Origin of the sequence: Streptomyces olivaceoviridis, assembly GCF_014650115.1 — a bacterium.
Lineage (GTDB): Bacteria > Actinomycetota > Actinomycetes > Streptomycetales > Streptomycetaceae > Streptomyces > Streptomyces olivaceoviridis.
Genome location: NZ_BMUI01000026.1, coordinates 54,889 through 76,458 on the forward strand (window position 1 = coordinate 54,889; position 21,570 = coordinate 76,458).

A 21,570-nucleotide genomic window follows, 5' to 3' on the forward strand; every position below is an offset into this window, starting at 1 on the left:
GGTCAGGTGATGCGCGACCACTGCCCACCGGCGCTGGGAGGGTCGGGGACCGTACGAACCGGGTGTACGCACCACTTGGCACGAGCTGACGGGGCACCACCCGGGCCCCTGGGTAGACGAGTTCAGGAATGCGAGCACCGGTGCAGAAGAAGCGGCCTCGGCGCACAGGCAGGCAGACGGCCCCCGAGGGGACCGTCCCCCAGACCCCCGTGGGCTCCGGTCGCCCCACCCATGTGCGCACCCGGCTGATCGTCGCCGTCGCCGTGGTGGCCGCCGCCGTAGCGGGAGCCGGGGCACCCGCCCTGCTCAGCGCCTCCCAGGACGTCAGCGACTCCCAGGACCTGGTGACGCTGGCCACCCGTACCCAGGACGCGCTCACCCTCGCCCACTCCCTCGCCGACGAACGCGACGAGGTCACCTCCTACGTCGCGGCCGGCCGCCCCAAGGACAAGGCGCCCTCCGAGGACCGCAGTGCCCGGGTGGACCGGCAGGTCGGGGAACTGCGCGCCGACACCGGTACCCCGGCGAGCCTGCGCACCGCCCTCGACGGCATCGACGCGCTCCGCCGCAGCGCCCTCACCGGCAAGACCAGCGCCCTCCAGGCCCACCAGGCGTACTCGGCGACGATCACCGCGCTGCACCGGCTCGCCGAGCAGCTGGCCGAGCAGATGCCCCCGCGGGCCCGCTCCGGCGGCCACGCCCTCGCCGAACTGGACTCCGCCGTCCAGCAGTCCGCCGCCGCCCGCGGCCTGCTGCTGGCCGCGCTGAACGTCCCGTCCAGCACCCAGACGGTGATCGACCCCACCACCGGTCTGCCCACCACGACCGCCACCAGCACCGAAGCGGACCGCAAACAGCGCGACGCGCTCACCGCCGCCGCCCAGCAGGCCCGGCTGCGCGCCGACGCGGCCCTCGCCGACTTCCGCGAGACCGCGCCGAAGGCGGCCGTGGACTCCTACGACTCCACGGTCACCGGCCCCGAGGTCAACTCGGCCGACAAGTACCTCGCCTCGCTCACCGGCCGGCCCACCCTCGCCGACAGCGAGCTGACGACCAGCACCAAGAAGCTGGACGCGGCCCTGTCCGCCCGTGTCGACCTGATGCGCGGCGCGGAGTCGGCGCTCTACGACCACCGCACCAAGGACCTCGCGAAGCTCCGGGACGACGACGTCACCGCCCTGGAGATCCGCGTCGCCGTCCTCGGCGCGCTGATGCTGGTCGCGGTCGGCATCGCCACGGCCATGGCCCGCTCCCTGACCCGCCCGCTGTCGGTCCTGCGCCGCGGCTCGGCCCGCCTCGCCGGGTCCGAGGACCCGACGGCCCAGGAGCCGATCGCCTTCACGGGCCGCAACGACGAGTTCGCCCAGGTGGTCCGCTCGGTCAACGCCCTGCACGCGCACACCGTGGCGCTGCACGAGCGGGTCGCCACCCTGGAGACCGACCGCAAGCATCTGGTGGGCCAGCGCCAGAAGATGGCCGACGCCCGCGAGGAACTGCGCGCCGAGCTCGCCGAGTCCACCGCCCAGCTGGAGCGGCTGCGCACCAGCATCGGCTCCACCTTCGTCAACCTGGCCCTGCGCACCCTGGGCCTGGTCGAACGCCAGCTGGCGGTCATCGAGGGCCTGGAGGACCGCGAGCAGGACCCCGACCGCCTTGCCACCCTGTTCAAGCTGGACCACTTCGCCACGGTCATGCGCCGGCACAGCGAGAACCTCCTGGTCCTCGCCGGCACCGAGCACGTCCAGCAGCATCCGGGCCCGGTGCCGCTGGTCGACGTGGTCCGGGCGGCGGTCAGCGAGATCGAGCGCTACGAGCGCGTCCGCATCGCGGCCCTCCCGCCGCACGCGCACGTCGCGGGCTTCATCGCGGACGACCTCTCCCACCTGCTGGCCGAACTCATGGAGAACGCCACCTCGTTCTCCCCGCCGGACCTGCCCGTCGAGGTCTCCGGCTGGCTCCTGGAGTCGGGCGAGGTCATGCTGTCGGTCCAGGACGAGGGCATCGGCATGACCGCCGAGCGCCTGGACACCCTCAACGGCCGCCTCGGCGACTTCGACCCCGAGTCCCTCTACGACCAGGAGGGCGAGGAGGGCCTCGGCCTCGGCCTGTACGTCGTCGCGCGCCTCGCCCACCGGCACGGCGTCCGCGTCCAGCTGCGCGAGCAGAAGCAGGGCGGCATCGCGGCGGTGGTGGTCCTCCCGGCCTCCCTGCTGGTCGAGGCCGCGCCCACGGCGCTCCCGCCGCAGAGCACCGCCCCCGGCGCCACGGGCACCTTCACCCTCCCCGGCGCCGACGCCGAGGCCAATTCCAATGTCCTGCCCACCCGCGCCAAGCACCAGGACCCCCTGGTCACCCTGGCGGAACAGGCCGTACGGGAGGCCGCCGCCAAGGCACCGGAGGAGTCGCCGCGGGAGGCACCGGCGGAGGCCCACGAGCAGGCCGCCCAGCCCGCCCAGGACACGGAGACCCGCCCGAAGGCCCCGGCGGAGACGTACGCCGAGACGACGATGGAGCTGCTGCTCCCGAACGCCCCGGCGGAGCCCACGCACTCGGCGGCCGGCCGCCTCGGCGACCCGCGGGCCGCCGACGGCGAGCACACCCCGCAGGAGGCCCCCGCACCCGACGGCGAGACCCGCACGGGTGGTGCGGACGGGCACACGGACGCCGTAGGCGAAGCCGAGGCGCACGCACCCGGCGAAGCGTCGCAGGCGACCCGCGAAGCCGAGGAGGAGGAGCGGCTCACCAGCAAGGGGCTCCCCAAGCGCACACCGAAGATCACCGCCCCCACCACCCCGCCCCGCCAGCGCAGCTCCAGCGTCGACGCCGAAGCCCTGCGCCGCAGGCTCGGCGGTTTCCGCACCGGCGCCCAAGCCGGCTACCGCGACGTAGAGGCGGAGATCGCCGAGCAGACGGCCGACAACCGGCGGCCGACCAGCCACGCACACGCCGAAGAAGCCACGGGGGGCACAGCCGAGGAGGCAAGCAGTTGACCGCGCCCACTACCTACGGACTGAGCAGTGAAGCCCGCAACCTGCACTGGCTGCTGACCAACCTGGTCGAGGAAGTACCCGGCATCCAGTCCGTCGCCGTGGTCTCCTCCGACGGGCTGCTCCTGCTGTCGTCCGACCCGGGTCACACGGAGGAGGCCCGCCAGTCCCGTGACACCAAGCGGACCGGTCCCCGGGGCTCCGCCGCCGACCTCGCCACCATCGTCTCCGGTATCGGCAGCCTCACCGTCGGCGCCGCCAAGCTGCTGGATTTCGGCGGGGTCAAGCACACGATGGTCGCGATGGAGGAGGGCAGCCTGTTCGTGATGTCGATCAGCGACGGCTCGCTGCTCGGCGTGCACGGCTCCGCCGAGTCCGACATGAGCGTCGTGGCGTACCACATGGCGCTCTTCGTCGGCCGCGCCGGCCACGTCCTGACGCCCGAGCTCCGCAGCGAACTACGCAAGAGCCTGGAAGCCGAGTCGACGGGGAGCGACCGATGACCGGCACCCCCGAGAAACCGGACAAGACACAGCTCCCGGTCCGCGGCGGCGACCGCAAGCCCGCCCGAGTCCGCCCCTACTCGCTCACCGGCGGCCGTACCCGCTTCGGCCACGTCCTCCTCGTGGAGACGTTCGTGGCGGCGCTGGAGGCCCCCGAGGAGCGCAAGGAACTGACGAACGGCTCACTCACCACCCGGGTCATGCCGGAGATGAGGGCCATCGTCGAACTGTGCCGCCGTATGCGCACGGTGGCCGAGATCGCCGCGCTGCTGAAGATGCCGCTCGGCGTGGTCCGCGTACTCCTGAGCGATCTCGCGGACCAGGGAAAGATCCGTGTGTACGGCACCGGAACCGGTCACGGCACCGGCCGCCCGGACCGCGCTCTGCTGGAAAGGGTGCTGAGTGGACTCCGCCGTCTCTGACGCCGCCGCCTCCTTCGGGGGCACCCCCCTCGTCGCCGGGTTCACCGAACCGGACGAGGACCTGAAGTCCTGGCAGACGGACCGGACGCGCGCCCCCATCGCGACGAAGATCGTGGTGGCGGGCGGCTTCGGCGTCGGCAAGACCACGCTCGTCACCTCCGTCTCGGAGATCACGCCCCTCCAGACCGAGGCGCTGATGACCGAGGCCAGCGAGGGCACCGACGACCTGTCCGCCACGCCGGGCAAGCTCACCACCACCGTGGCCATGGACTTCGGCCGCATCACGCTCGACGACGACCTGGTGCTCTACCTGTTCGGCACGCCGGGCCAGCAGCGGTTCTGGTTCATGTGGGACGACCTGGTGCGCGGCGCGATCGGCGCCGTCGTCCTGGCCGACACCCGCCGGCTGAAGGACTGCTTCCCGGCCCTCGACTACTTCGAGAGCTGCGGACTGCCGTACGTCGTCGCGGTCAACCACTTCGACGGCAGCGAGCGGTTCGAACCGGAGGACGTGCGGGAGGCGCTGACGATACCGGCGCACATTCCTGTCATGATCATGGACGCGCGGCGGCGGATCTCGGGGATCGAGGTCCTCCTGGCCCTGGTGGGCCACGCGCTGGACGAAACCCCGGAGTAGTCCTCACCCCTCGTCCTCATCCCGTAGGAGGCACCACCCGCATGCGGAAGATACTCGTCGTCGGGGCCGGCCAGTCCGGCCTCCAGCTCGCCCTCGGCCTTCAGTCGCACGGCTACGAGGTCACCCTGATGTCGAACCGGACCGCGGACGAGATCCGCTCCGGCCGGGTCATGTCGACGCAGTGCATGTTCGACACCGCGCTCCAGCACGAGCGCGATCTCCAGCTGAACTTCTGGGAGTCCCAGGCCCCGAAGATCGAAGGACTCGGTGTCTCGGTCGCCGCGCCCGGCTCGCACGACCCGGGCCCGACCCAGCGGGCGATCGACTGGGTGGGCAGGCTCGACGGGTACGCGCAGTCGGTGGACCAGCGGGTGAAGATGGCCGGCTGGATGGAGACGTTCGCCCAGCGCGGCGGCCAGCTGGTCATCCACGGCGCGGCGGTCGGCGACCTCGACTACTTCTCCCGCGCCTACGACCTCGTCCTGGTCGCGGCCGGCAAGGGCGAGCTGGTCTCGATGTTCGCCCGCGACCCGGAGCGCTCCCCGTACAGCGAGCCGCAGCGGGCGCTGGCGGTGGCGTACGTCCACGGGCTCGGTCCGCGCCCGGAGCACCCGGAGTTCGACGCGGTCCGCTGCAACCTGGTCCCCGGGGTCGGCGAGCTGTTCGTCATGCCGACGTTCACCACGTCCGGCCGCGCCGACATCCTGTTCTGGGAGGGCGTACCCGGCGGCCCGCTCGACGTCTTCCAGGGCGTCAAGGACCCGGCGGCGCACCTCTCCCTGACCCTGGAACTCATGGAGAGGTTCACGCCCTGGGAGTACGCGCGGGCCACGAAGGCCGAACTCACGGACGCGGGCGGCACCCTGTCCGGCCGCTACGCCCCGACCGTCCGCAACCCCATCGGCCGGCTGCCCTCGGGCGGCCTGGTGCTGGGCGTGGCCGACGTGGTCGTCGCCAACGACCCGATCACCGGCCAGGGGTCCAACTCGGCGGCCAAGTGCGCCGCCGCGTACCTCGCGTCGATCCTGGAGCGCGGTGACAAGCCGTTCGACGAGGAGTGGATGCGGCAGACGTTCGACCGGTACTGGGCCACCGCCCAGCACGTGACCAAGTGGACGAACGCGATGCTGGCGCCGCCGCCGGAGCATATCCTGAACCTCATCGGCGCGGCCGGGCAGTCGCAGCCCGTGGCGAATCGATTCGCCAACGGGTTCAACGATCCGGCCGACTTCGAGAACTTCTTCTACGACCCGGAGAAGACGGCCGCCTATCTGGCCTCGGTCGCCGGAGCCTGACGGGTTCGCCCCCGCGAGGACCAACCGCGCCCGTCCGTACCGGGACGCACGGCGCCCAGGACCGGATAGCTGGCGATCGGTGACACCGTGACCTTCTCACCCGGTCTGGGCGCCTGTACGACCTTCCCGCCGCCCACGTACATCGCCACGTGCGTCGCCTCCGGGAAGTACACCACCAGGTCGCCCGGCCGGAGCTGGTTCAGCGGGACCCTGCGCAGCCGGTCCCACTGCTCCTGGCTGGTGCGCGGGATCGGTGTCCCCGCATGGGACCAGGCCTGTGACGTCAGGCCCGAACAGTCGTACGCGTCGGGGCCCTGCGCGCCCCACTGGTACGGCTTGCCCACCTGGTCCATGGCGTAGCGGACGGCACGGTCGCCGGCCGGGGTGGCCGCGCGGTCGGCGGGCAGGGCGCCCGCGGTGGTCAGGCGCTGCTGGGCCGCGGTGACCCCCTGCTGTTCCAGCCGGGCCACGGCCGCGAGCTGGGCCGGGGTGAGACCGGCCAGCAGGCGTTCCACGTCGGCGAGTTTCCCCTGGACGTCGTCGCGCTGCCGCTTCTGCCGGGCGGCCAGGCCGAGCTGGGTGTCCAGGGCCTTGCGGGCCGCGCGGGCCAGCGCGTCCTTGCGCTGCTCCGCGGCGGTGAGCCGGGCCACCGTACGGGCCCGTTGGCGTGCCAGCTCGCCGAGGACGTGGCCCTCGTCCAGCGCGTGCTGCGGGTCGGGCGCGAGGAGCACGCGCACGTACGGCCCGAGGCCGCCGCTGCTCTGGTACTGCTGCCGGGCCAGGCGCCCGGCCTCGGTCCGGCTGTCCCGCAGGAGGAGCCGGGCGCCGGCGAGTTCGCCGTCGAGCCGGGCCACCTCGGCGCGCTGCCGCTCCAGCGCCACGGTCGTGGCGTTGTAGGTCTCGGTGGCCTGCTCGGTCTTCCGGTAGAGCTGCTGAAGGTCCGTCAGCAGCTCGGCCACGGACCGCCGGGGGTCCGGGGTGGCCGCGGCGGGCACGGGCGCGAGGACGGCCTGGGCCGCCACCGCCGTCGTACAGGCCAGACGCAGAAGCCTTCCTGACACGTCATCACCTCCGCTGCGAGGGAAGCGGAATCTCCACTTCCCAGCGCAACCCGATAATCAGACGTGTCGGTGCCGGCTGGGTACGAAGCGTGCGCGGTTCGGCGCAGTGGTTTCACCCGTTCGCGTCGTCCGGCTTGACGGGCGGCGTGGCGTCCGGCCTGGACCAGGGCCAGCGGAGCTTCCCGCCCGACCTGTCGTCCGGGTCGTACCGGTACTTCCACCCCTGGATCAGCCCCAGCCGCCTGCTGTGCCCGCGGGGCACGCGGCGGTAGACCAGCACCGTGGGCGGGCCGCCCTGGGGGTCCGGGACGGGGATGCGGTACGTCTTCGGGGGGTGCCCGGTGGGGCCGACCAGGACGGGCAGCACGCGCCCGTCCATGGGGCCGCCCTCGAAGGGGGTGTCCTGGCTCTTCACGGGTCCAGTCTCAGCCATCCGCCGACAGCGCGGTGACCAGTGCGGCCGTCTGCGGGTCCCGGCCCGCGGTGACCGTGAGGACGGCCAGGAACTGCTCCACCAGCCAGTCGCGCAGCTCCTCCACCGGGGGCTGCTTGCCCTCGTCCAGCCAGATCAGGGAGGCCGCCTCCACGGCCGTGATCCACATCCGGACGGTCATGCGCAGCCGGGGGCCCGGATCGGTGACGCCGAGGTGCTGGTGGATGTGCTCGGCGGCGGACCGGCGCACCCCGTCCACGATGGCGGTGGTGCGGGAGGTCTCCACCACGCTGCCGCCCTGGAGCAGCGCGCTGAAGCCGGTGTCGTGCTCGTCCACGAAGGCCAGGTAGCGGTCCAGGGCGCGGGACAGCCGGGACAGCAGGGGCCCCTCGCGGGGCTCGTCGAAGCACTGCCGCAGTTCCTCGGCGGCGGAGCGCAGCGCGGCCTCGTAGAGCTGCTGCTTGCCGCCGGGGAAGTACCGGTACACCAGCGGGCGCGACACCCCGGCCGCCTCCGCCACGTCGTCCAGGGAGACGTCCTCGGGCGCGCGGTGCGCGAAGAGCCCGAGGGCGGCGTCGAGAAGCTGACTTCGTCGCTCCTCGACGCTGAGCCGACGGTATGCGGGGGTGGCCGACGGGGTCATGCCCCGCAGCCTAATCGCCGCGCGGCTTCGGCCGTCGTCCAGCTGCCGGTCGGCAGTGGTTGCCCGCGCCCGTGCGGCGGAGCCGCATATCGACGCACCCCGCGCCCCTTCCGCCGGCGCGGTTCGCTAGGCCAGGAGACCGGAGGACCTCCACAGGCGCCGCCCCACACCCCGCAGCACCCCGATGTCGTCCAGGAAGTCCGTCAGCCGCTTCGCGCCCGTCTGCATGACCTCCCGCCGGTGCGCACTGGCCTTCATCTGCGCCATCGCCTCCCGCTTGTCCAGGCCGACGTTGGTGTAGACCTCCGGGTTGACGAAGGCGACCGAGAAGACGCGGGCGAACTCGCCCGACGTGACCCGGGTGAACTCCTGGGACCACTTCGGCGCGGTCACCATCTGGCGCCGCAGCTCCTCACGGGCGTACCGGACGTGCCGCGCCTCCTCCACCACGTGGATCCGCGTGACCCCCCGGATCAGCGGCTGCACCCGCTCGTCGGGGAACGTCAGCCGCTGCATCCAGTCCAGCACCTCCTCGCCGAGCAGCGTGGCGGTGAAGGAACCGGGGGTGGTGGAGATCGTCTTGAACAGGCGGCCGAGGTTCTGGTGGGCCCGGCTCACCGGGTACCAGGGCGTGCCGCCGTGCGCGATGAGCCGGGCGAACATCTTCGAGTGCCGGCACTCGTCCTCGATCTCGGTGAGGGCGTACCGCACGTGCGCGCTCGTCGCCGCCTTGTCGTAGATGTGCCGGACGAGCAACTGCATGAGGATGATCTCGAACCAGATGCCGAGCGAGGCCAGCGCGGCGGCCTCGTGCCGGGAGAGCAGGATGCGCTGTTCCTCGCTCATCCGCTTCCACATCGGCGTGTCGTACAGCGACACCAGCTCCGGCGGCCAGAACCACTTGCCCTCCTCGAAGGGCGCGTCCCAGTCCAGCTCCTCGTCCGGGTCGAAGGAGTGCTTGGCGGAAGAGACGAGCAGCCGTTCGGCCACCTGTTCCCGGTCCTTGAGCAGGCCGAGCGCGTCGCGCAGCCCGTCCAGCGCGTCCGCTTCCGTCAGGGTCGTCATGGCTCCCTCACCTCGTTACCCGGTGGTAGTCGTCCTGCCTCTTATGAGACTGCCTGTCAGCAAGGCCCGTCAATCCCTGGCGCATGACTTGTTGACCCGGCGTCTACGTGTGAGCCTGCGGAGTATGCCGACCCATGAGCTCTACGCCAACGAGCCGGGAGACTCCCCCTGGCAGGTCCCCGCCGCCGGCGCGGCCCGGTTCAGCTGGGAGTACGACGACGGCCGCGACCGCCTCCTCGCCCTGTACCAGAAGGGCAAGGACAAGCAGTGGGACGGGCGGACGCGGATCGACTGGGACCTGGAGGTCGACCCGTACGACGCCCTCGGCACGCCCGACGAGGCGATGTCCCTGTACGGCACCCCGTACTGGGACAAGCTCTCGCTCAGGGACAAGGGCGAGCTGCGCCGGCACTACGCCTCCTGGCAGTTCAGCCAGTTCCTGCACGGCGAGCAGGGCGCGATGATCTGCGCGGCGCGGATCGTGGAGTCGGTGCCCGACCTGGACGCCAAGTTCTACTCCGCGACCCAGACCATGGACGAGGCCCGGCACGCCGAGATCTACGGCCGGTTCCTGCACGAGAAGATGGGCCTCGTCTACCCGATCAACGACAACCTCCGGTCGCTGCTCGACGACACCCTGCGCGACAGCCGCTGGGACATGCCCTACCTCGGCATGCAGGTGCTCATCGAGGGCCTGGCGCTGGCCGCCTTCGGCATGATCCGCGACACCACGGACAAGCCGCTGCCCAAGCAGATCCTCACGTACGTCATGCAGGACGAGGCCCGGCACGTGGCCTTCGGCCGGATGGCGCTGCGCGACTACTACCAGCAGCTCACCGACGCCGAACTGCGCGAGCGCGAGGAGTTCGTCATCGAGGGCTGCTACCTGATGCGCGACCGGCTGCGCGGGGTGGAGGTGCTGGAGAACTTCGGCATCCCCAAGGCCGAGGCGGAGGCGCTGAGCGAGCGGTCCGAGTTCCTCCGGCTCTTCCGGAAGCTGCTGTTCAGCCGCATCGTCCCGTGCGTCAAGGACATCGGCCTGTGGGGCGAGCGGCTCCAGCGGGCCTATGTGGACATGGGCGTGCTGGAGTTGGGCGACTCCGACCTGGACCTGCTGATGGCCCAGGACGAGGAGTTGGCCGAGCGGCTGGACGCCGAGCGCTTCGCCGCCGAGGAGCGGGAACGGGTGGCCGAGGTGGAGACGGCGATCGAGTCGGGGGCGGCGGAGGACTGACCGGGCGCGGAACGCGGTGCCGGTCCGTCACCCGGGTGCAGTAGCGTGCTGGCGTGTCCATGCCTCCACCGCCGCAGAATCCCGGCCCCTACGGCCAGCAGCCGCCTTACGGTCAGCAGCCTCCGGGTCCGTACGGCTCGCCGTACCCGCCCCAGCAGCCCTATCCCCAGCAGCAGCCGTACCCGGCCCAGCAGCCCTACCCGCAGCAGCAGCCGTACCCCGGCTGGGGCGTGCCGCCGATGGCCCCGCCCCCGAAGAAGCGGCGGGTCGGGCTGGTGCTCGGCATCGTGGGCGGTGTCGTCGCGGCCGTCGTGGTGCTGCTCATCGTGCTCGGGATGGTGGCCGAGAGCGGTTTCCCCGCGGCGGAGCACAAGCTGACCCTGCCCGGCAAGCTGCTCGACGGGACGTACGCACTCGTCGACGACCTCTCCGGGTCCGAGGGCAAGAAGATCAGTGAGGAGGCCGACGGGGCCTGGGACGCCAAGGACATCCACGGCGTGGTCGGCACCTACAGCCCCGGCGGCGACGAGGCCAAGGGCACCCTGGTGGTGTCCGGCATGTACGGCCGGTTCAAGAACGCCGAAGAGGCCCGCAAGAACATGATGAAGGGCGCCGGCGAGGGCGACAGCGCGACGATCGCCGTACCGCCGAAGGAGTTCGAGCTGGACGGCGTCACCATCAGCTGCGAGGTGATGACCGAGGAGCATCTCGGCACGAAGATCACGGTGCCGGTGTGCGCCTGGGCCGACGGCAACACCGGGGCCACGGTCGCCGAGGTGGCCACGGCGGCCATGGACCAGGACCCCTCGGACGTCGACCTGGAGGCGTTCGCGCGCAAGACCCTCACGATCCGCTCGGAGATGCGCCGGCCGATCGGCTGACCCTCACGGTCCGCTCGGAGACGCGGGGGCCGGCCTGCCGGCCCCTCACCGCCCCAGCACCGCCCGCATCACCTCCCGCGCGATCGGCGCCGCGTCCCCGCCGCCGCTGATCTCGCCCCGGTCCGCCGAGGCGTCCTCCACCACCACCGCGACCGCCACCTGCGGCTCCGGGGCGTCCTCGGCCTGCGCCCAGGAGACGAACCAGGCGTAGGGCACCCCGGCGTTGCCGACGCCGTGCTGGGCGGTGCCGGTCTTGCCGCCGACCAGCGCGCCGGGGATGGCCGCGTTGGTGCCGGTGCCGTCCTGCACCACGCCGGCCATCAGCTCCTTCATCAGGGCCGCCGTGGACGGTCGCATCACCTGCCGCCCCGGCCGGGCCGCGCTGCCCGAGACCGGCTCGCCGCCGTGCCGGGTGGTCCGCTCCACCAGGTACGGCGGACGCAGCAGGCCGCCGTCCGCGACCGCCGCCGCGACCATCGCCATCTGCAACGGCGTGGCCCGCGTGTTGTACTGCCCGATCGAGGACAGCGCGAGCTGCGCCTTGTCCACCCGTGTGTCGAAGGTGCTGGGCGCCACGGCGAAGGGGATGCGCACCCCGGTGTCGTTGAACCCGAACGCCTGGGCCGTGGCCGCCATGTCCCGCACCCCCACGTCCACGCCCAGCTTGGCGAAGACCGTGTTGCAGGACCACTCGAAGGCGTCCCGCACCGAGGCGTCCCGGCAGCCGTCGCCCTCGTTGGTCAGCCGGGTCGTGGTGCCGGGCAGCCGGTAGGGGTCGGGGGAGTCGGTGCGCCCGTCCAGGTCGGTCACCACGCCCGCGTCCAGCGCCGCCGCCGCGGTGACCACCTTGAACGTCGACCCCGGCGGATAGGTCTGCCGCACCGCCCGGTTGAGCATCGGCTTCTCCGGGTCCTGGTTGAGCCGCGCCCACGCCGACGTCACCGCCTCGCTGTTGCCGGACAGCTCCGAGGGGTCGTACGACGGGCTGCTCACCAGCGCCAGCACCCGGCCCGTGGCCGGCTCGATCGCGGCCACCGCGCCCTTCCGCCCGGCGAGCCCCCGGAACGCGGCCTCCTGCGCCTGCCGGTTCAGGGTCGTGACGACATCCCCGCCGCGGTTCGGCGCCCGCGCCACGTCGCTCCACAGCGGCAGCGGCGCGAGCATCGGGTCGGTGCCGGAGAGCACCCCGTCCGCGGCGTGCTCCAGGTACGTGGTGCCGTACTTCTGCGAGGAGAAGCCGGTGACCGGCGCGTACAACGGGCCGTTGCCGTAGGTGCGTTCGTAGCGGAGCTGCTCGCCGGTGTCCACGGACCCGGTGACCGGCTCGCCGTCCACCAGGATGTTCCCGCGCGGCACCTGGTACCGGGCGATCGCGGCCCGGCGGTTCGCCGGACTGCCGTTGTAATCCTCGGACCGCACGACCTGCACCCGGGTCGCGTTGGCCAGCAGGGCCGCCAGCAGCAGCGCGCAGAACACGCAGGCGTGCCGGATGTACTTCCCCATCGGGCGCCCGCCGTCGGGAAGGCCGTACTCGGTCACCGCGCCTCCCGGCCGTCGTACTGGCTGCGCGCCGAATCGCTCACCCGGACCAGCAGCGCCACGATCGCCCAGTTGGTGACCACCGACGAGCCGCCCTGGGCGAGGAACGGCATCGCCATGCCGGTCAGCGGGATCAGCCCGGTGACCCCGCCCGCGATCACGAACACCTGCAACGCCACGATCGAGGCGAGCCCGACCGCGAGCAGCCGGCCGAACGGCTCGCGCAGCGCCAGCCCCGCCCGGTAGCCGCGCTCCACCAGCAGGGCGTACAGCAGCACGATCCCCGCCAGACCCGCCAGGCCCAGCTCCTCGCCGGCGGTCGCCAGGATGAAGTCCGACTTGGCGGCGAAGCCGATCAGGATGGAGTGGCCGAGCCCGAGCCCGGTGCCGAGGAACCCGCCGGCGGCGAAGGCGAACAGCGACTGGGAGAGCTGGTTGGGACCCTGCCCGGCCTCGATGGTGGCGAACGGGTGCAGCCAGTCCTCGATCCGCGCGCCCACATGCGGTTCCAGGCGCCCCACGGCGAACGCGCCGAGCACGGCCAGCAGCAGCCCGACCGCGATCCAGCCGGTCCGCCCGGTCGCCACGTACAGCAGCACCACGAACAGCCCGAAGAACAGCAGCGAGGTCCCGAGGTCCCGCTCCAGCACCAGCACGCCCACGCTCACCAGCCAGATCGTCAGGATCGGCCCGAGCACCCGCCCGGTCGGGAACTGCAACCGCCACAGCCGGCGCCCGGTGTACGCGAGCGCGCTGCGGTTGGCGGCCAGGTAGGCGGCGAAGAACACCGCGAGCAGCACCTTCGCGAACTCGCCCGGCTGGATGGAGAACCCGGCGATCCGGATCCAGATCCGGGCCCCGTTGACCGGCGGGAACAGGATCGGCAGCGCCAGCAGCACCAGGGCGGCCACCACACAGACGTACGCGTACCGCTGGAGCACCCGGTGGTCGCGCAGCACCAGCACGACGGCGATGAACAGACCCACCCCCAGCGTGGACCACACCAGCTGCGTAGGGGCCGCCCGGTCACCCGGTGTCTCCAGGTCCAGCCGGTAGATCAGGACCAGCCCGAGCCCGTTGAGCAGCACGCCGATGGGCAGCGGCAGCGGATCGGCGTACGGCGCCCGGACACGGACCGCGACATGGGCGAACAGGGCGAGCACGCCGAGCCCGGCGCCGTAACCGACGGCACCGGGCGGCACGGTACCGGCCCGCGCCAGCCCCACCGCGCAGTAGCCGTACACGGACAGCAGGACGGCCAGCACGAGCAGGGACAGCTCGACGCCCCGGCGCCGGGTGAGGCGCACGGCACGCGCGGGAGCGGGAGCCGCCGCCAGGGTGGTTCCGGCCTTCGTCATGCCCGGAACCTACCTAAATGGGGCGTCTTGTGTGGGGAGGGCGGGGCCGCGCCCCCGAAGGAGCGCGGGGCCGCGTCGACATGCGGCTCCGTCGCGTGCGCGAGCAACCACACACGGCGGAGGCCCGGAAACCACCGGCGGCCCCGAGCTCTACTCGGCCACGGGCAACGTCAACGTCGCCACCGCGCCCCCGTCCACCGCGTTGGCGAAGGAGAGCCGCGCCCCCAGCACCTCCGCCTGCCCCACCGCGATGGTGAGCCCCAGCCCGTGCCCCGTGGCACCGCCCTCCGTACGGAACCGCTGCGGCCCGTGCGCGACGAGGTACCCCGGATACCCGCCCCCGTGATCCCGCACGGTCACCACGGGCCCGTCCACGGTCAGCACCACCGGAGGCGCCCCGTGCCTGTGCGCGTTGGCCACCAGGTTCCCCAGCACCCGCTCCAGCCGCCGCCGGTCGGTCTCCACCCGCGCGTCCCGCAGGATCCGCACCTCCGTCTCCGTACCGGACGCCCGCACCACCCGCCCGACCAGCGCGCCCAGCTCCTCCGTGTCGACCTCCAGCCGCTCCCGCCCGGTGTCCAGCCGCGAGATCTCCAGCAGGTCCTCGGTCAGCGTGCGCAGCGCCGCCACCCGGTCCCGGACCAGCTCCGTCGGCCGCCCCGGAGGCAACAACTCCGCCGCCGCGTGCAGCCCCGTCAGCGGAGTGCGCAGCTCGTGCGCGACATCCGCGGTGAATCGCTGCTCGCTCAGCAGCTTGCCCTGCAAGCTCGCCGCCATCGAGTCCAGTGCCGCGGCCACCGCCGCCACCTCGTCCTGCGGGCGGGTCGGGTCCTTCGTCCGGGGGTCGTCCACCCGGGCGTCCAGGTCACCCGCGCTGATCCGCCGGGCCACCCGCGCGGTGCCGTGCAGCCGCCGGGTCACCCGGGTCACCGCGAACACGCCGACCAGCACGGTCGCGCCGATCGCCAGCCCCGACGACCACAGGATCGACTGGTCGAGACCGGCGATGGTGCGGGACTGCTGCGAGTAGTCGACCTCCACGGCCAGCGCCCGGTGTCCGGCCGCCGGTCCCGCCGCCCACATGGTCGGGCGCCCCTGGTGCGAGGCGACCATCGTGCCGCGCTTCCCGGCCAGCGCCAGCGTCCGCAGCGACGCCGGCAGCCCCTGCGGGTCCACGCCGGCGCCCGGCAGCAACGTGTCCCCGGCCTCGTACGCCTCGGTGGCGTCCGCGAGCCGGGACAGCGCCAGGTCACGGGCCTGGCCGACGGTCTGGTTCCGCACCGACACATGCACCAGCACGCCGAGCAGCGCGGCCAGCGCGCAGCACATCACCGTGATGAACGCGGCGGCCTTGACGGCGAGGGTCCCGGCCCACTGGGGGAGCGCGAGCCTCATCACGGGCTCTGCGCGGGAGAGGGCGACGGGGACGGCGTCTTGCTGTGCCTGCCGTCGCCGACGTGCAGGTACTCGTCGCGGGAGAACACCATCGCGCGCTGCCCCGGGTCCCACAGCCAGGTGGTGCGGTACTCGTAGCCGGAGATGTCGGCCGGCGAGCGTTCGATCAGCGCCCGGCCGGCCAGCTCCACCCCGATGATCGCGTCGTTGTCCGCCAGCACCTGCACCAGCCTGTGCCGCTCGACGGTGTAGACCCGTACGGCCGTCTGGTTGGTCGGGTACAGCCGGAAGCCGAGCGTCAGATCGGCCCGGCCGTCCCCGGTGAGGTCCCGGTAGTACGGCTTCAGCAGCGGGCACCGGGCCCGGTCCCCGCCCGGCCCGCACTCCTTCATCCGGTCCACGGTCCCGTGGTAGGCGCCCTTCGACCCGTAGTCGTCGGGGTGCGCCTTCAGCTCCGCCTCCACGACGTCCACCGGGTCGACCGCGCGGATGTCGTCACCGGGGACCGCGACGCCCCGCACGGTCGCCCGGGTCGCCACGTCGTACGGGTAGGCCGGGCTGGACGCCGGGCGCAGATCGGGCCAGAGCTTGGCGGGGCTGACGGCGGTGGGGGTCGGCCCGGCGCCGCGCAGCTCACCGGTGTCCCCGCAGGCCGCCGCGGTCACCGAGAGCAGGGCGACGGCGGCCACGGCGAGGGCGGTGCGCGCGGGACGGCGGACTGGCATGGTCACATTCTGACGGAAATGAGCCTTGCGCTGCTTCGGGGGTCGGCAGCGGGGCAGGGGACCGGCTGGTCGTGCCCGGCGCCCGGCGAGGCTACTCGGCCAGCTCCTCCAGCAGCCGCGCGGTCGTCAGCCCCGCCCGCAGGTACTCCACGAACAGCTCGTTGTGCAGCGCCCAGGCCGAGCGCCGGGCCCGGATCAGCTGGATCGCCTGGTCGGCGGAGTCACCGCGCTGCGCCAGGGCGTGCGCGATCACCAGCCCCGAGCGGTTGTACCCGTGGTAACAGCGCACGAGCACCCGGCGGCCGGCGTCCAGCGCCTCGTTCGCCGCGCGCGCCAGCCGGATCACCCCGGCGAGCTGCGTCCCGTCCAGCGGACCGTCCGGGATCGGCCACACATGGTGCTCCACGCCCGGATCAGGGCCGTACCCCGGCAGCCGCAGCAACGACTGCACCACGTCGAACTCGTCATGGACGACGGCGAACTCCAGGCGTCCGGACCGGCCCCGGAACTCGTGCCCGCCCATCCACAGGCCGGGCACGATCTCGCTCCACGGGCTGTCCGGAGCCGGTACGTCGGGCTGCTTTCCGCGGGTCCGCAACGGCGCCTCCCCAACTCCCCCTCACCGGGCCGCCCTCCACGGTAACCGGTCTTGCCCCGGGAGCACCCCGCCTGTTCCCATGGTCGAGGGGTGATGGCGGATGAGCGGACTGCGCGTGGTGCCGGCCTTCCGGCACGGCCGGGAGCGGCTGTACGTCTGCCGCGAGGACGGCAGCAATATCGCCTGGTACGACCGTGAGACAGGCCGGGTCAACCTGCTCGGCGAGGACAGCAGGGACGATGTGCTCCACGCCCTGAAGCCCTTCCTGACCGGCCCGGTGACCATAGGCCCGCCCCCGGTCCCGACCCCCGCCGAACTCGCCCGGCTGACCCTGCACCCGGACGACGACCTGGCCCCCAACCGCCCCGGCGAGGCCCTGCTCGTCGCCCTCGACCGCGACCCCGGCCCCGTCCACCGGCTGCGCCCCGACCCGCGCCGGCGCGCCCTGACCGCCGAGCAGACCGTCGGCGAGGCCCTGGACGGCCTGGAGGGGGCCGGCTGGCACACCCTGCACTCCCTCCCCCTGCCCGGCGGCGACCGCATCCACCACCTGGTGATCGGCCCTGGCGGTCTGTACGCCGTCCACGCCCTGTACGCCCGCAAGAGCCGGGTCCTGGTCGCCGACCCCATGGTCACCCTGGGCCGCCGCGAGGCCGACCCGCTGCTGCGCCGGCTGCGCGCCGACGCCGACCGCGCCTCCTACGCCCTGACCGCCGAGGTCCGCCCGCTGCTGGCCCTCGTCGGCCCGTCCGAGGTGACCGTGACGGCCCGGCCGCGCGGCCTGCGGATCATGACGGACACGGAGCTGGCGGGCCTGGCCCGGCTGGGCGGGGTGCTCAAGCCGGGGGACGTGGAGGCGCTGCACGGGATGGCCCGGGACCGGAAGACGTGGGGGAGGCTGTAGCGACGCTGGGTGGGGCCCCTGAGCCGGGGGCGTGGAGGCGCCGGCTGAGTGAGGGCGGCCCGCGGGGGGTGCGGGTCATGGTGGGCGCGGGGCCGGCGGGTCGGGGTGCCTATGCCGGGGGCGTGGAGGCGCTGGCTGTAGTGAGGGCGGCCGGCGTGGGGTGCGGATCATGGCGGACGCGGGGCCGGCGGGCCGGGGTGCCTATGCCGGGGGCGTGGAGGCGCTGGCTGTAGTGAGGGTGGCCCGCGTGGGGTGCGGGTCCTGGCGGACATGGGGCCGGCGGGCCTGGCCCGGCTGGGCGGGGTGCTCACGCCGGGGGACGTGGAAGCGCTGCACGGATGGCCCGGGATCTCCGGCGGGGGCGGCCCGCACGGGCTGGCGTGCCGTTACGGCAACGGGGCCGCCGACCGCCGGTCCAGCAACGGCTCCATCAGGTCCCCGTGGTCCTGCAAGCGCGGCGCCATGTCCTCCGCGTGGATCTCCAGCTGCCCGGGGCTCCGGCAGTCGGCCACCTCCTCCCAGGTCACCGGCGCGGACACCAGGGGGAGGCGGCGGGCGCGCACGGTGTACGGGGTGGCCGTGGTCTTGCGCGCCGCGTTCTGGCTCCAGTCGACGAACACCTTCCCCGGCCGCAGGCTCTTCGTCATCCGGTGCACCACCAGCCGGGGCATCGCCCGCTCGGCCTCCACCGCCAGCGCCTTCGCGTACTCGGAGGTCCCCTCGGAGGAACTCCCGCGCACCGCCGCCAGCAGATGCAGCCCCTTCGACCCCGCCGTCTTCGGGTACGCCATGATCCCGTCCGCCGCGAGCCGCTCCCGCAGCCACAGGGCGACCTCGCAGCAGTGCACGATCGTCGCGGGCGCGCCCGGATCGAGGTCGAAGACCAGCCGGTCCGCCTCCTGCGGGGACCGCACCAGCCACTGGTGGGTGTGGAACTCGGTGACGAGGTTCGCCGCCCAGACCAGGCTCGGCAGGTCCTGCACCACGACCATCCGGGCCGGGCTGTCCGCCGACGACCGCGGGACCTCGGCCGTCGTGACCCACTCGGGCGTACCCGGCGGCACGTTCTTCGTGAAGAAGAGCTGCCCTTCGGGCCCGTCCGGATAGCGCAGGAAGGACACCGCCCGGTCGCGCAGGTGCGGCAGCAGGGCCGTGGCGGTGGTCGCGTAGTAGTGCAGCAGCTCCCCTTTGGTGAAGCCGGTCTCCGGATACAGCACCTTCTCCAGGTTGCTGAGCGCGACCCGGCGCCCCTCCACCTCTGTGATAGGCGTCATAGGATGACAATCCCAGACGAACCGGAAGATTCGGCAAAGGGAAGGGTGCGGCACGTGCGATCGATATGGAACGGCGCCATCTCCTTCGGGCTGGTCAGCATCCCGATCAAGCTGGTGAACGCCACGGAGAGCCACGCCATCTCCTTCCGGCAGATCCACACCGAGGACAACGGCCGCATCCGCTACCGCAAGGTGTGCGAACTGGAGGACCGCGAGGTCAGCCAGGGCGAGATCGGCAAGGCGTACGAGGACGCCGACGGCTCGATCATCCCGATCACCGACGAGGACCTCTCCCACCTCCCGATCCCGACCGCCCGCACCATCGACATCGTCGCCTTCGTCCCGGCCGAGCGGATCGACCCGCTCCAGATGGGCGCGGCCTACTACCTGGCCGCCGGCGGAGCCCCCGCCGCCAAGCCGTACACCCTCCTGCGCGAGGCCCTCAAACGCAGCAACAAGGTCGCCATCGCCAAGTACGCCCTGCGCGGCCGGGAACGCCTCGGCATGCTCCGCGTGGTCGGCGACGCCATCGCCATGCACGGCCTGCTCTGGCCGGACGAGGTCCGGTCCCCGGAGGGCGTCGCCCCCGACACCGCCGTCACCATCCGCGACAAGGAACTCGACCTCGCCGACGCCCTGATGGACACCCTCGGCGAGGTCGACCTGGAGGACCTGCACGACGAGTACCGGGAGGCGCTGGAGGAGGTCATCGCCGCGAAGGCCTCCGGCGAGGCCCCGCCCGAGACCCCGGAGCCCGCCACCGGCGGCAAGGTGCTGGACCTGATGGCCGCGCTGGAGAGCAGCGTCCGAGCGGCCCGCGAGTCCCGCGGCACCCCGCCCCCCGGCGAGGAGGCCGAGGTCAGACCCCTGCGCCAGGGCCGGGCCGAGCCGAAGGAGACGGAGGGCAAGAAGTCGACGTCGACGAAGAAGACGGCCGCCGCGAAGAAGGCGGCACCCGCCCGCAAGTCGACGGCCAAGACGGCGGAGGGAACGAAGAGGGCGGCGAGCGCCAAGAGCACGGCTTCCGCGAAGAGCACGGGGACCGGGAAGAGCGCGGCGGCGAAGAAGGCGACGACGAAGAAGACGGCGTCACGGAAGAGGACGGCGTGAGGGATGCGCGGGCCCGTGAGGGCTGACCGCGCGGTTCCCGCACCCTCGGCACACCCAACGGCTCGGCCCTCGCGCCGGTCTCTCAGTTGCCCAGGGTTGCGCCAGCATCGCCTACCTGACCAGATGTCGCCCCTCGTCAGACCCGCACACCAGGGCGGCAGGGCCCAACGATTAGACCGAGGTACGCACGCGCCAACTTGCTGCGCCTTCCCGTGCGGGCTTACTGAGCGGGGAAGGTGAGCCGCAGAACGATCTCGCCATCGTCGATGTCCCCGGTGGGCTCGAACCCGAACTTCTGGTAGAAGGGCCACGGTTCACCGTCGCCGGGATCGTAGCTGGTCAGCAGTTCGGTGGCGCCGTCCGCGCGAACCAGGGCGGCGATCTGTGTGAGAGTCTCCCGGCCGATCCCCCGCCGCTGGTGCCGCTTGTCGACGAGGAGGCGCCAGATGAAGTGCCGCCCTTCGTAAGGACCCGCCGGCGGCTTCCACGACAGCATCACGAAGCCGACCGGCTCGTCGCCGACGTACACGGCGCGGTACCAGGGATTGGCCTCCGGATGCTGTGCCGCCTGCTTGAGCGACTTGGACACGGAGGCGACGAACTGCTTCTGATCACGCCGGACGCGGAGGGCACGAACGGCATCACGGTTGTCGTCGGTGATCTCCCGCAGGTGCACGCCTGGAGGCCTCATGCCACACCCCTTCCTTGGCTGCTCCTCGCATCGGCCCGGCCGGGGGGTCGTGTGCACGCACTGGCGAGGACGTCAGGTCGGACGCCCTGGCAGCGTATGCGAGGCCGCGAATCCGGAGCGGGACCGGCACGCCGAGCGGTGGCCGCTCCGGGACAACTGCTCTGACCTGGGCAGAAGCAGGTCACTGTGCCGTGGGGTAGTTCTAGTCGTCGAGCAAGGGGCTGTGGCGTTCGGTGAGCGGGCCGACGCCGAGGTCTTCACGCATGAGCTTGCGCGTCTCGGCGGCTGCTTTGCCGCGTGCCTCCCAGCGAGCGCGGTCCTCGGGACTGCCGGCGGCGGTGCCGTCGACGTAGCCGTCACAGATGCTCCGAAGGCAGTGGAACACACTGTTGGAGGCCTTCACGACGGGTTGGGGCGCGATGAGCCACATCCGTTCCGAAGCGATGGCTATGCCGGACTCCCGAAAGGCTTCCCGCAGCGCGAGTGCCCGCTCGCCGTCGGACGGGTACTCGCGCTTGGCGAGGGCCCGCAGGGTCTCACCGAGGACCTTCACGGTGGTCGTGTACTGCGTGTAGACGTCGAGCCGCAGCCGAACGGCTTCTTTGGCATCCTCGCGCTTCCACCGATTCCGATCGGCGATGAGAGGAGCGACGATACCGATCGCGGCCCCGACCAGGGTGGAGAGCAGTGGCAACCAATCCATGCGGGCCAGCTTGGGCCATGCCGTAACGGCGGCACCAGATGCGTTCCGAGGACGAACCCGTGCGCCGGGCCACTGGGTCAGTGCTGTTGCGAAGCGGTGCGACTCCTACAGC

The 21,570-nt window shown here is 72.5% G+C and carries 21 protein-coding genes; 9 read left to right on the forward strand and 12 right to left on the reverse strand.

The features are described 5' to 3' along the window. Positions 1–140: 140 nt before the first annotated feature. The 5 genes from IE273_RS34385 to IE273_RS34405 are packed head-to-tail and all read left to right on the forward strand — an operon-like array spanning position 141 to position 5,844. A complete protein-coding gene (locus IE273_RS34385; RefSeq protein WP_189819045.1) occupies positions 141–2,990 on the forward strand; it encodes a sensor histidine kinase in 2,850 nt (949 codons plus the stop codon). Beyond that, positions 2,987–3,490 (forward strand): roadblock/LC7 domain-containing protein, encoded by a 504-nt coding sequence (locus tag IE273_RS34390; protein ID WP_189819046.1) that lies wholly within the window; start codon positions 2,987–2,989, stop codon positions 3,488–3,490. The genes IE273_RS34385 and IE273_RS34390 overlap by 4 nt, the downstream gene beginning before the upstream one ends. Then, a complete protein-coding gene (locus IE273_RS34395; protein ID WP_189819047.1) occupies positions 3,487–3,912 on the forward strand; it encodes a DUF742 domain-containing protein in 426 nt (141 codons plus the stop codon). The genes IE273_RS34390 and IE273_RS34395 overlap by 4 nt, the downstream gene beginning before the upstream one ends. After that, complete coding sequence (locus IE273_RS34400) at positions 3,893–4,549, forward strand: GTP-binding protein (protein ID WP_189819048.1); 657 nt, start codon at positions 3,893–3,895, stop codon at positions 4,547–4,549. The genes IE273_RS34395 and IE273_RS34400 overlap by 20 nt, the downstream gene beginning before the upstream one ends. Before the next feature lie 41 nt (positions 4,550–4,590). Further along, positions 4,591–5,844, forward strand: a complete 1,254-nt coding sequence (locus tag IE273_RS34405) for a styrene monooxygenase/indole monooxygenase family protein (protein WP_189819049.1) — start codon at positions 4,591–4,593, stop codon at positions 5,842–5,844. Here IE273_RS34405 and IE273_RS34410 read toward each other — a convergent pair. The 4 genes from IE273_RS34410 to IE273_RS34425 all read right to left on the reverse strand — a co-directional run bounded on the left by IE273_RS34410 (position 5,817) and on the right by IE273_RS34425 (position 9,046). Beyond that, positions 5,817–6,905 (reverse strand): C40 family peptidase, encoded by a 1,089-nt coding sequence (locus tag IE273_RS34410; RefSeq protein WP_229887836.1) that lies wholly within the window; start codon positions 6,903–6,905, stop codon positions 5,817–5,819. The genes IE273_RS34405 and IE273_RS34410 overlap by 28 nt on opposite strands. 112 nt (positions 6,906–7,017) lie before the next feature. Continuing rightward, positions 7,018–7,320, reverse strand: coding sequence for a DUF8847 domain-containing protein (locus tag IE273_RS34415; protein WP_506005276.1), 303 nt, complete (start codon positions 7,318–7,320; stop codon positions 7,018–7,020). Positions 7,321–7,330: 10 nt separating this feature from the next. Next, positions 7,331–7,981 carry a TetR/AcrR family transcriptional regulator gene (locus IE273_RS34420; protein WP_189819051.1) on the reverse strand — a complete coding sequence of 217 codons (651 nt, stop codon included), beginning with the start codon at positions 7,979–7,981 and terminating at the stop codon, positions 7,331–7,333. Between the two features lie 126 nt (positions 7,982–8,107). Next, on the reverse strand, positions 8,108–9,046 hold the full coding sequence (locus tag IE273_RS34425; protein WP_189819052.1) for an AurF N-oxygenase family protein: 939 nt from the start codon (positions 9,044–9,046) through the stop codon (positions 8,108–8,110). A 124-nt stretch (positions 9,047–9,170) separates the two neighbouring features. Here IE273_RS34425 and IE273_RS34430 point away from each other — a divergent pair, with 124 nt between their 5' ends. Further along, positions 9,171–10,280: a ferritin-like domain-containing protein gene (locus IE273_RS34430; RefSeq protein WP_189819053.1), complete on the forward strand. Its 1,110-nt coding sequence runs from the start codon at positions 9,171–9,173 to the stop codon at positions 10,278–10,280. Positions 10,281–10,339: 59 nt separating this feature from the next. Next, the gene (locus IE273_RS34435) at positions 10,340–11,161 is read left to right on the forward strand and encodes a hypothetical protein (protein WP_373309436.1); all 822 of its coding nucleotides are present in this window, start codon (positions 10,340–10,342) and stop codon (positions 11,159–11,161) included. Positions 11,162–11,206: 45 nt separating this feature from the next. Here the strand turns inward: IE273_RS34435 and IE273_RS34440 are convergent, their stop codons facing one another. The 5 genes from IE273_RS34440 to IE273_RS34460 form a co-directional block, all read right to left on the reverse strand. Then, the gene (locus tag IE273_RS34440) at positions 11,207–12,664 is read right to left on the reverse strand and encodes a penicillin-binding transpeptidase domain-containing protein (protein WP_189819087.1); all 1,458 of its coding nucleotides are present in this window, start codon (positions 12,662–12,664) and stop codon (positions 11,207–11,209) included. A gap of 32 nt (positions 12,665–12,696) precedes the next feature. Then, positions 12,697–14,058, reverse strand: coding sequence for an FtsW/RodA/SpoVE family cell cycle protein (locus tag IE273_RS34445; RefSeq protein WP_189819055.1), 1,362 nt, complete (start codon positions 14,056–14,058; stop codon positions 12,697–12,699). A gap of 150 nt (positions 14,059–14,208) precedes the next feature. Next, complete coding sequence (locus IE273_RS34450) at positions 14,209–15,453, reverse strand: ATP-binding protein (protein ID WP_189819056.1); 1,245 nt, start codon at positions 15,451–15,453, stop codon at positions 14,209–14,211. After that, positions 15,453–16,178, reverse strand: coding sequence for a hypothetical protein (locus IE273_RS34455; protein ID WP_189819057.1), 726 nt, complete (start codon positions 16,176–16,178; stop codon positions 15,453–15,455). Before IE273_RS34455 ends, IE273_RS34450 begins: the two co-directional genes overlap by 1 nt. Before the next feature lie 91 nt (positions 16,179–16,269). Next, on the reverse strand, positions 16,270–16,776 hold the full coding sequence (locus IE273_RS34460) for a protein-tyrosine phosphatase family protein (protein ID WP_189819058.1): 507 nt from the start codon (positions 16,774–16,776) through the stop codon (positions 16,270–16,272). Positions 16,777–16,876: 100 nt separating this feature from the next. Between IE273_RS34460 and IE273_RS34465 the strand changes: the two genes are divergently transcribed. Continuing rightward, positions 16,877–17,680, forward strand: a complete 804-nt coding sequence (locus IE273_RS34465) for a nuclease-related domain-containing protein (RefSeq protein WP_189819059.1) — start codon at positions 16,877–16,879, stop codon at positions 17,678–17,680. Positions 17,681–18,066: 386 nt separating this feature from the next. On the opposite strand, the gene ligD is transcribed toward IE273_RS34465, so the two are convergent. Next, positions 18,067–18,954 carry a non-homologous end-joining DNA ligase gene (gene ligD / locus IE273_RS34470; protein WP_189819060.1) on the reverse strand — a complete coding sequence of 296 codons (888 nt, stop codon included), beginning with the start codon at positions 18,952–18,954 and terminating at the stop codon, positions 18,067–18,069. A 54-nt stretch (positions 18,955–19,008) separates the two neighbouring features. On the opposite strand from ligD, the gene ku reads away from it, so the two are divergent. Continuing rightward, positions 19,009–20,064: a non-homologous end joining protein Ku gene (gene ku / locus IE273_RS34475; RefSeq protein WP_189819061.1), complete on the forward strand. Its 1,056-nt coding sequence runs from the start codon at positions 19,009–19,011 to the stop codon at positions 20,062–20,064. Positions 20,065–20,284: 220 nt separating this feature from the next. On the opposite strand, the gene IE273_RS34480 is transcribed toward ku, so the two are convergent. Continuing rightward, positions 20,285–20,755, reverse strand: a complete 471-nt coding sequence (locus IE273_RS34480) for a GNAT family N-acetyltransferase (protein WP_229887838.1) — start codon at positions 20,753–20,755, stop codon at positions 20,285–20,287. A 202-nt stretch (positions 20,756–20,957) separates the two neighbouring features. Further along, positions 20,958–21,458 carry a hypothetical protein gene (locus IE273_RS34485; protein WP_229887839.1) on the reverse strand — a complete coding sequence of 167 codons (501 nt, stop codon included), beginning with the start codon at positions 21,456–21,458 and terminating at the stop codon, positions 20,958–20,960. Positions 21,459–21,570 lie beyond the last annotated feature (112 nt).

Excerpts from the sequence above, each read along its gene's own strand:
- IE273_RS34395 (WP_189819047.1), top strand. The coding sequence starts at position 3,487 with ATGACCGGCACCCCCGAGAAACCGGACAAGACACAGCTCCCGGTCCGC.
- IE273_RS34425 (WP_189819052.1), bottom strand. The coding sequence starts at position 9,046 with ATGACGACCCTGACGGAAGCGGACGCGCTGGACGGGCTGCGCGACGCG.
- IE273_RS34450 (WP_189819056.1), bottom strand. The coding sequence starts at position 15,453 with ATGAGGCTCGCGCTCCCCCAGTGGGCCGGGACCCTCGCCGTCAAGGCC.
- IE273_RS34445 (WP_189819055.1), bottom strand. The coding sequence starts at position 14,058 with ATGACGAAGGCCGGAACCACCCTGGCGGCGGCTCCCGCTCCCGCGCGT.
- IE273_RS34405 (WP_189819049.1), top strand. The coding sequence starts at position 4,591 with ATGCGGAAGATACTCGTCGTCGGGGCCGGCCAGTCCGGCCTCCAGCTC.
- IE273_RS34435 (WP_373309436.1), top strand. The coding sequence starts at position 10,340 with ATGCCTCCACCGCCGCAGAATCCCGGCCCCTACGGCCAGCAGCCGCCT.
- ligD (WP_189819060.1), bottom strand. The coding sequence starts at position 18,954 with ATGACGCCTATCACAGAGGTGGAGGGGCGCCGGGTCGCGCTCAGCAAC.
- IE273_RS34465 (WP_189819059.1), top strand. The coding sequence starts at position 16,877 with ATGAGCGGACTGCGCGTGGTGCCGGCCTTCCGGCACGGCCGGGAGCGG.
- IE273_RS34480 (WP_229887838.1), bottom strand. The coding sequence starts at position 20,755 with ATGAGGCCTCCAGGCGTGCACCTGCGGGAGATCACCGACGACAACCGT.
- IE273_RS34430 (WP_189819053.1), top strand. The coding sequence starts at position 9,171 with ATGCCGACCCATGAGCTCTACGCCAACGAGCCGGGAGACTCCCCCTGG.
- IE273_RS34420 (WP_189819051.1), bottom strand. The coding sequence starts at position 7,981 with ATGACCCCGTCGGCCACCCCCGCATACCGTCGGCTCAGCGTCGAGGAG.
- IE273_RS34455 (WP_189819057.1), bottom strand. The coding sequence starts at position 16,178 with ATGCCAGTCCGCCGTCCCGCGCGCACCGCCCTCGCCGTGGCCGCCGTC.
- IE273_RS34485 (WP_229887839.1), bottom strand. The coding sequence starts at position 21,458 with ATGGATTGGTTGCCACTGCTCTCCACCCTGGTCGGGGCCGCGATCGGT.
- IE273_RS34440 (WP_189819087.1), bottom strand. The coding sequence starts at position 12,664 with ATGGGGAAGTACATCCGGCACGCCTGCGTGTTCTGCGCGCTGCTGCTG.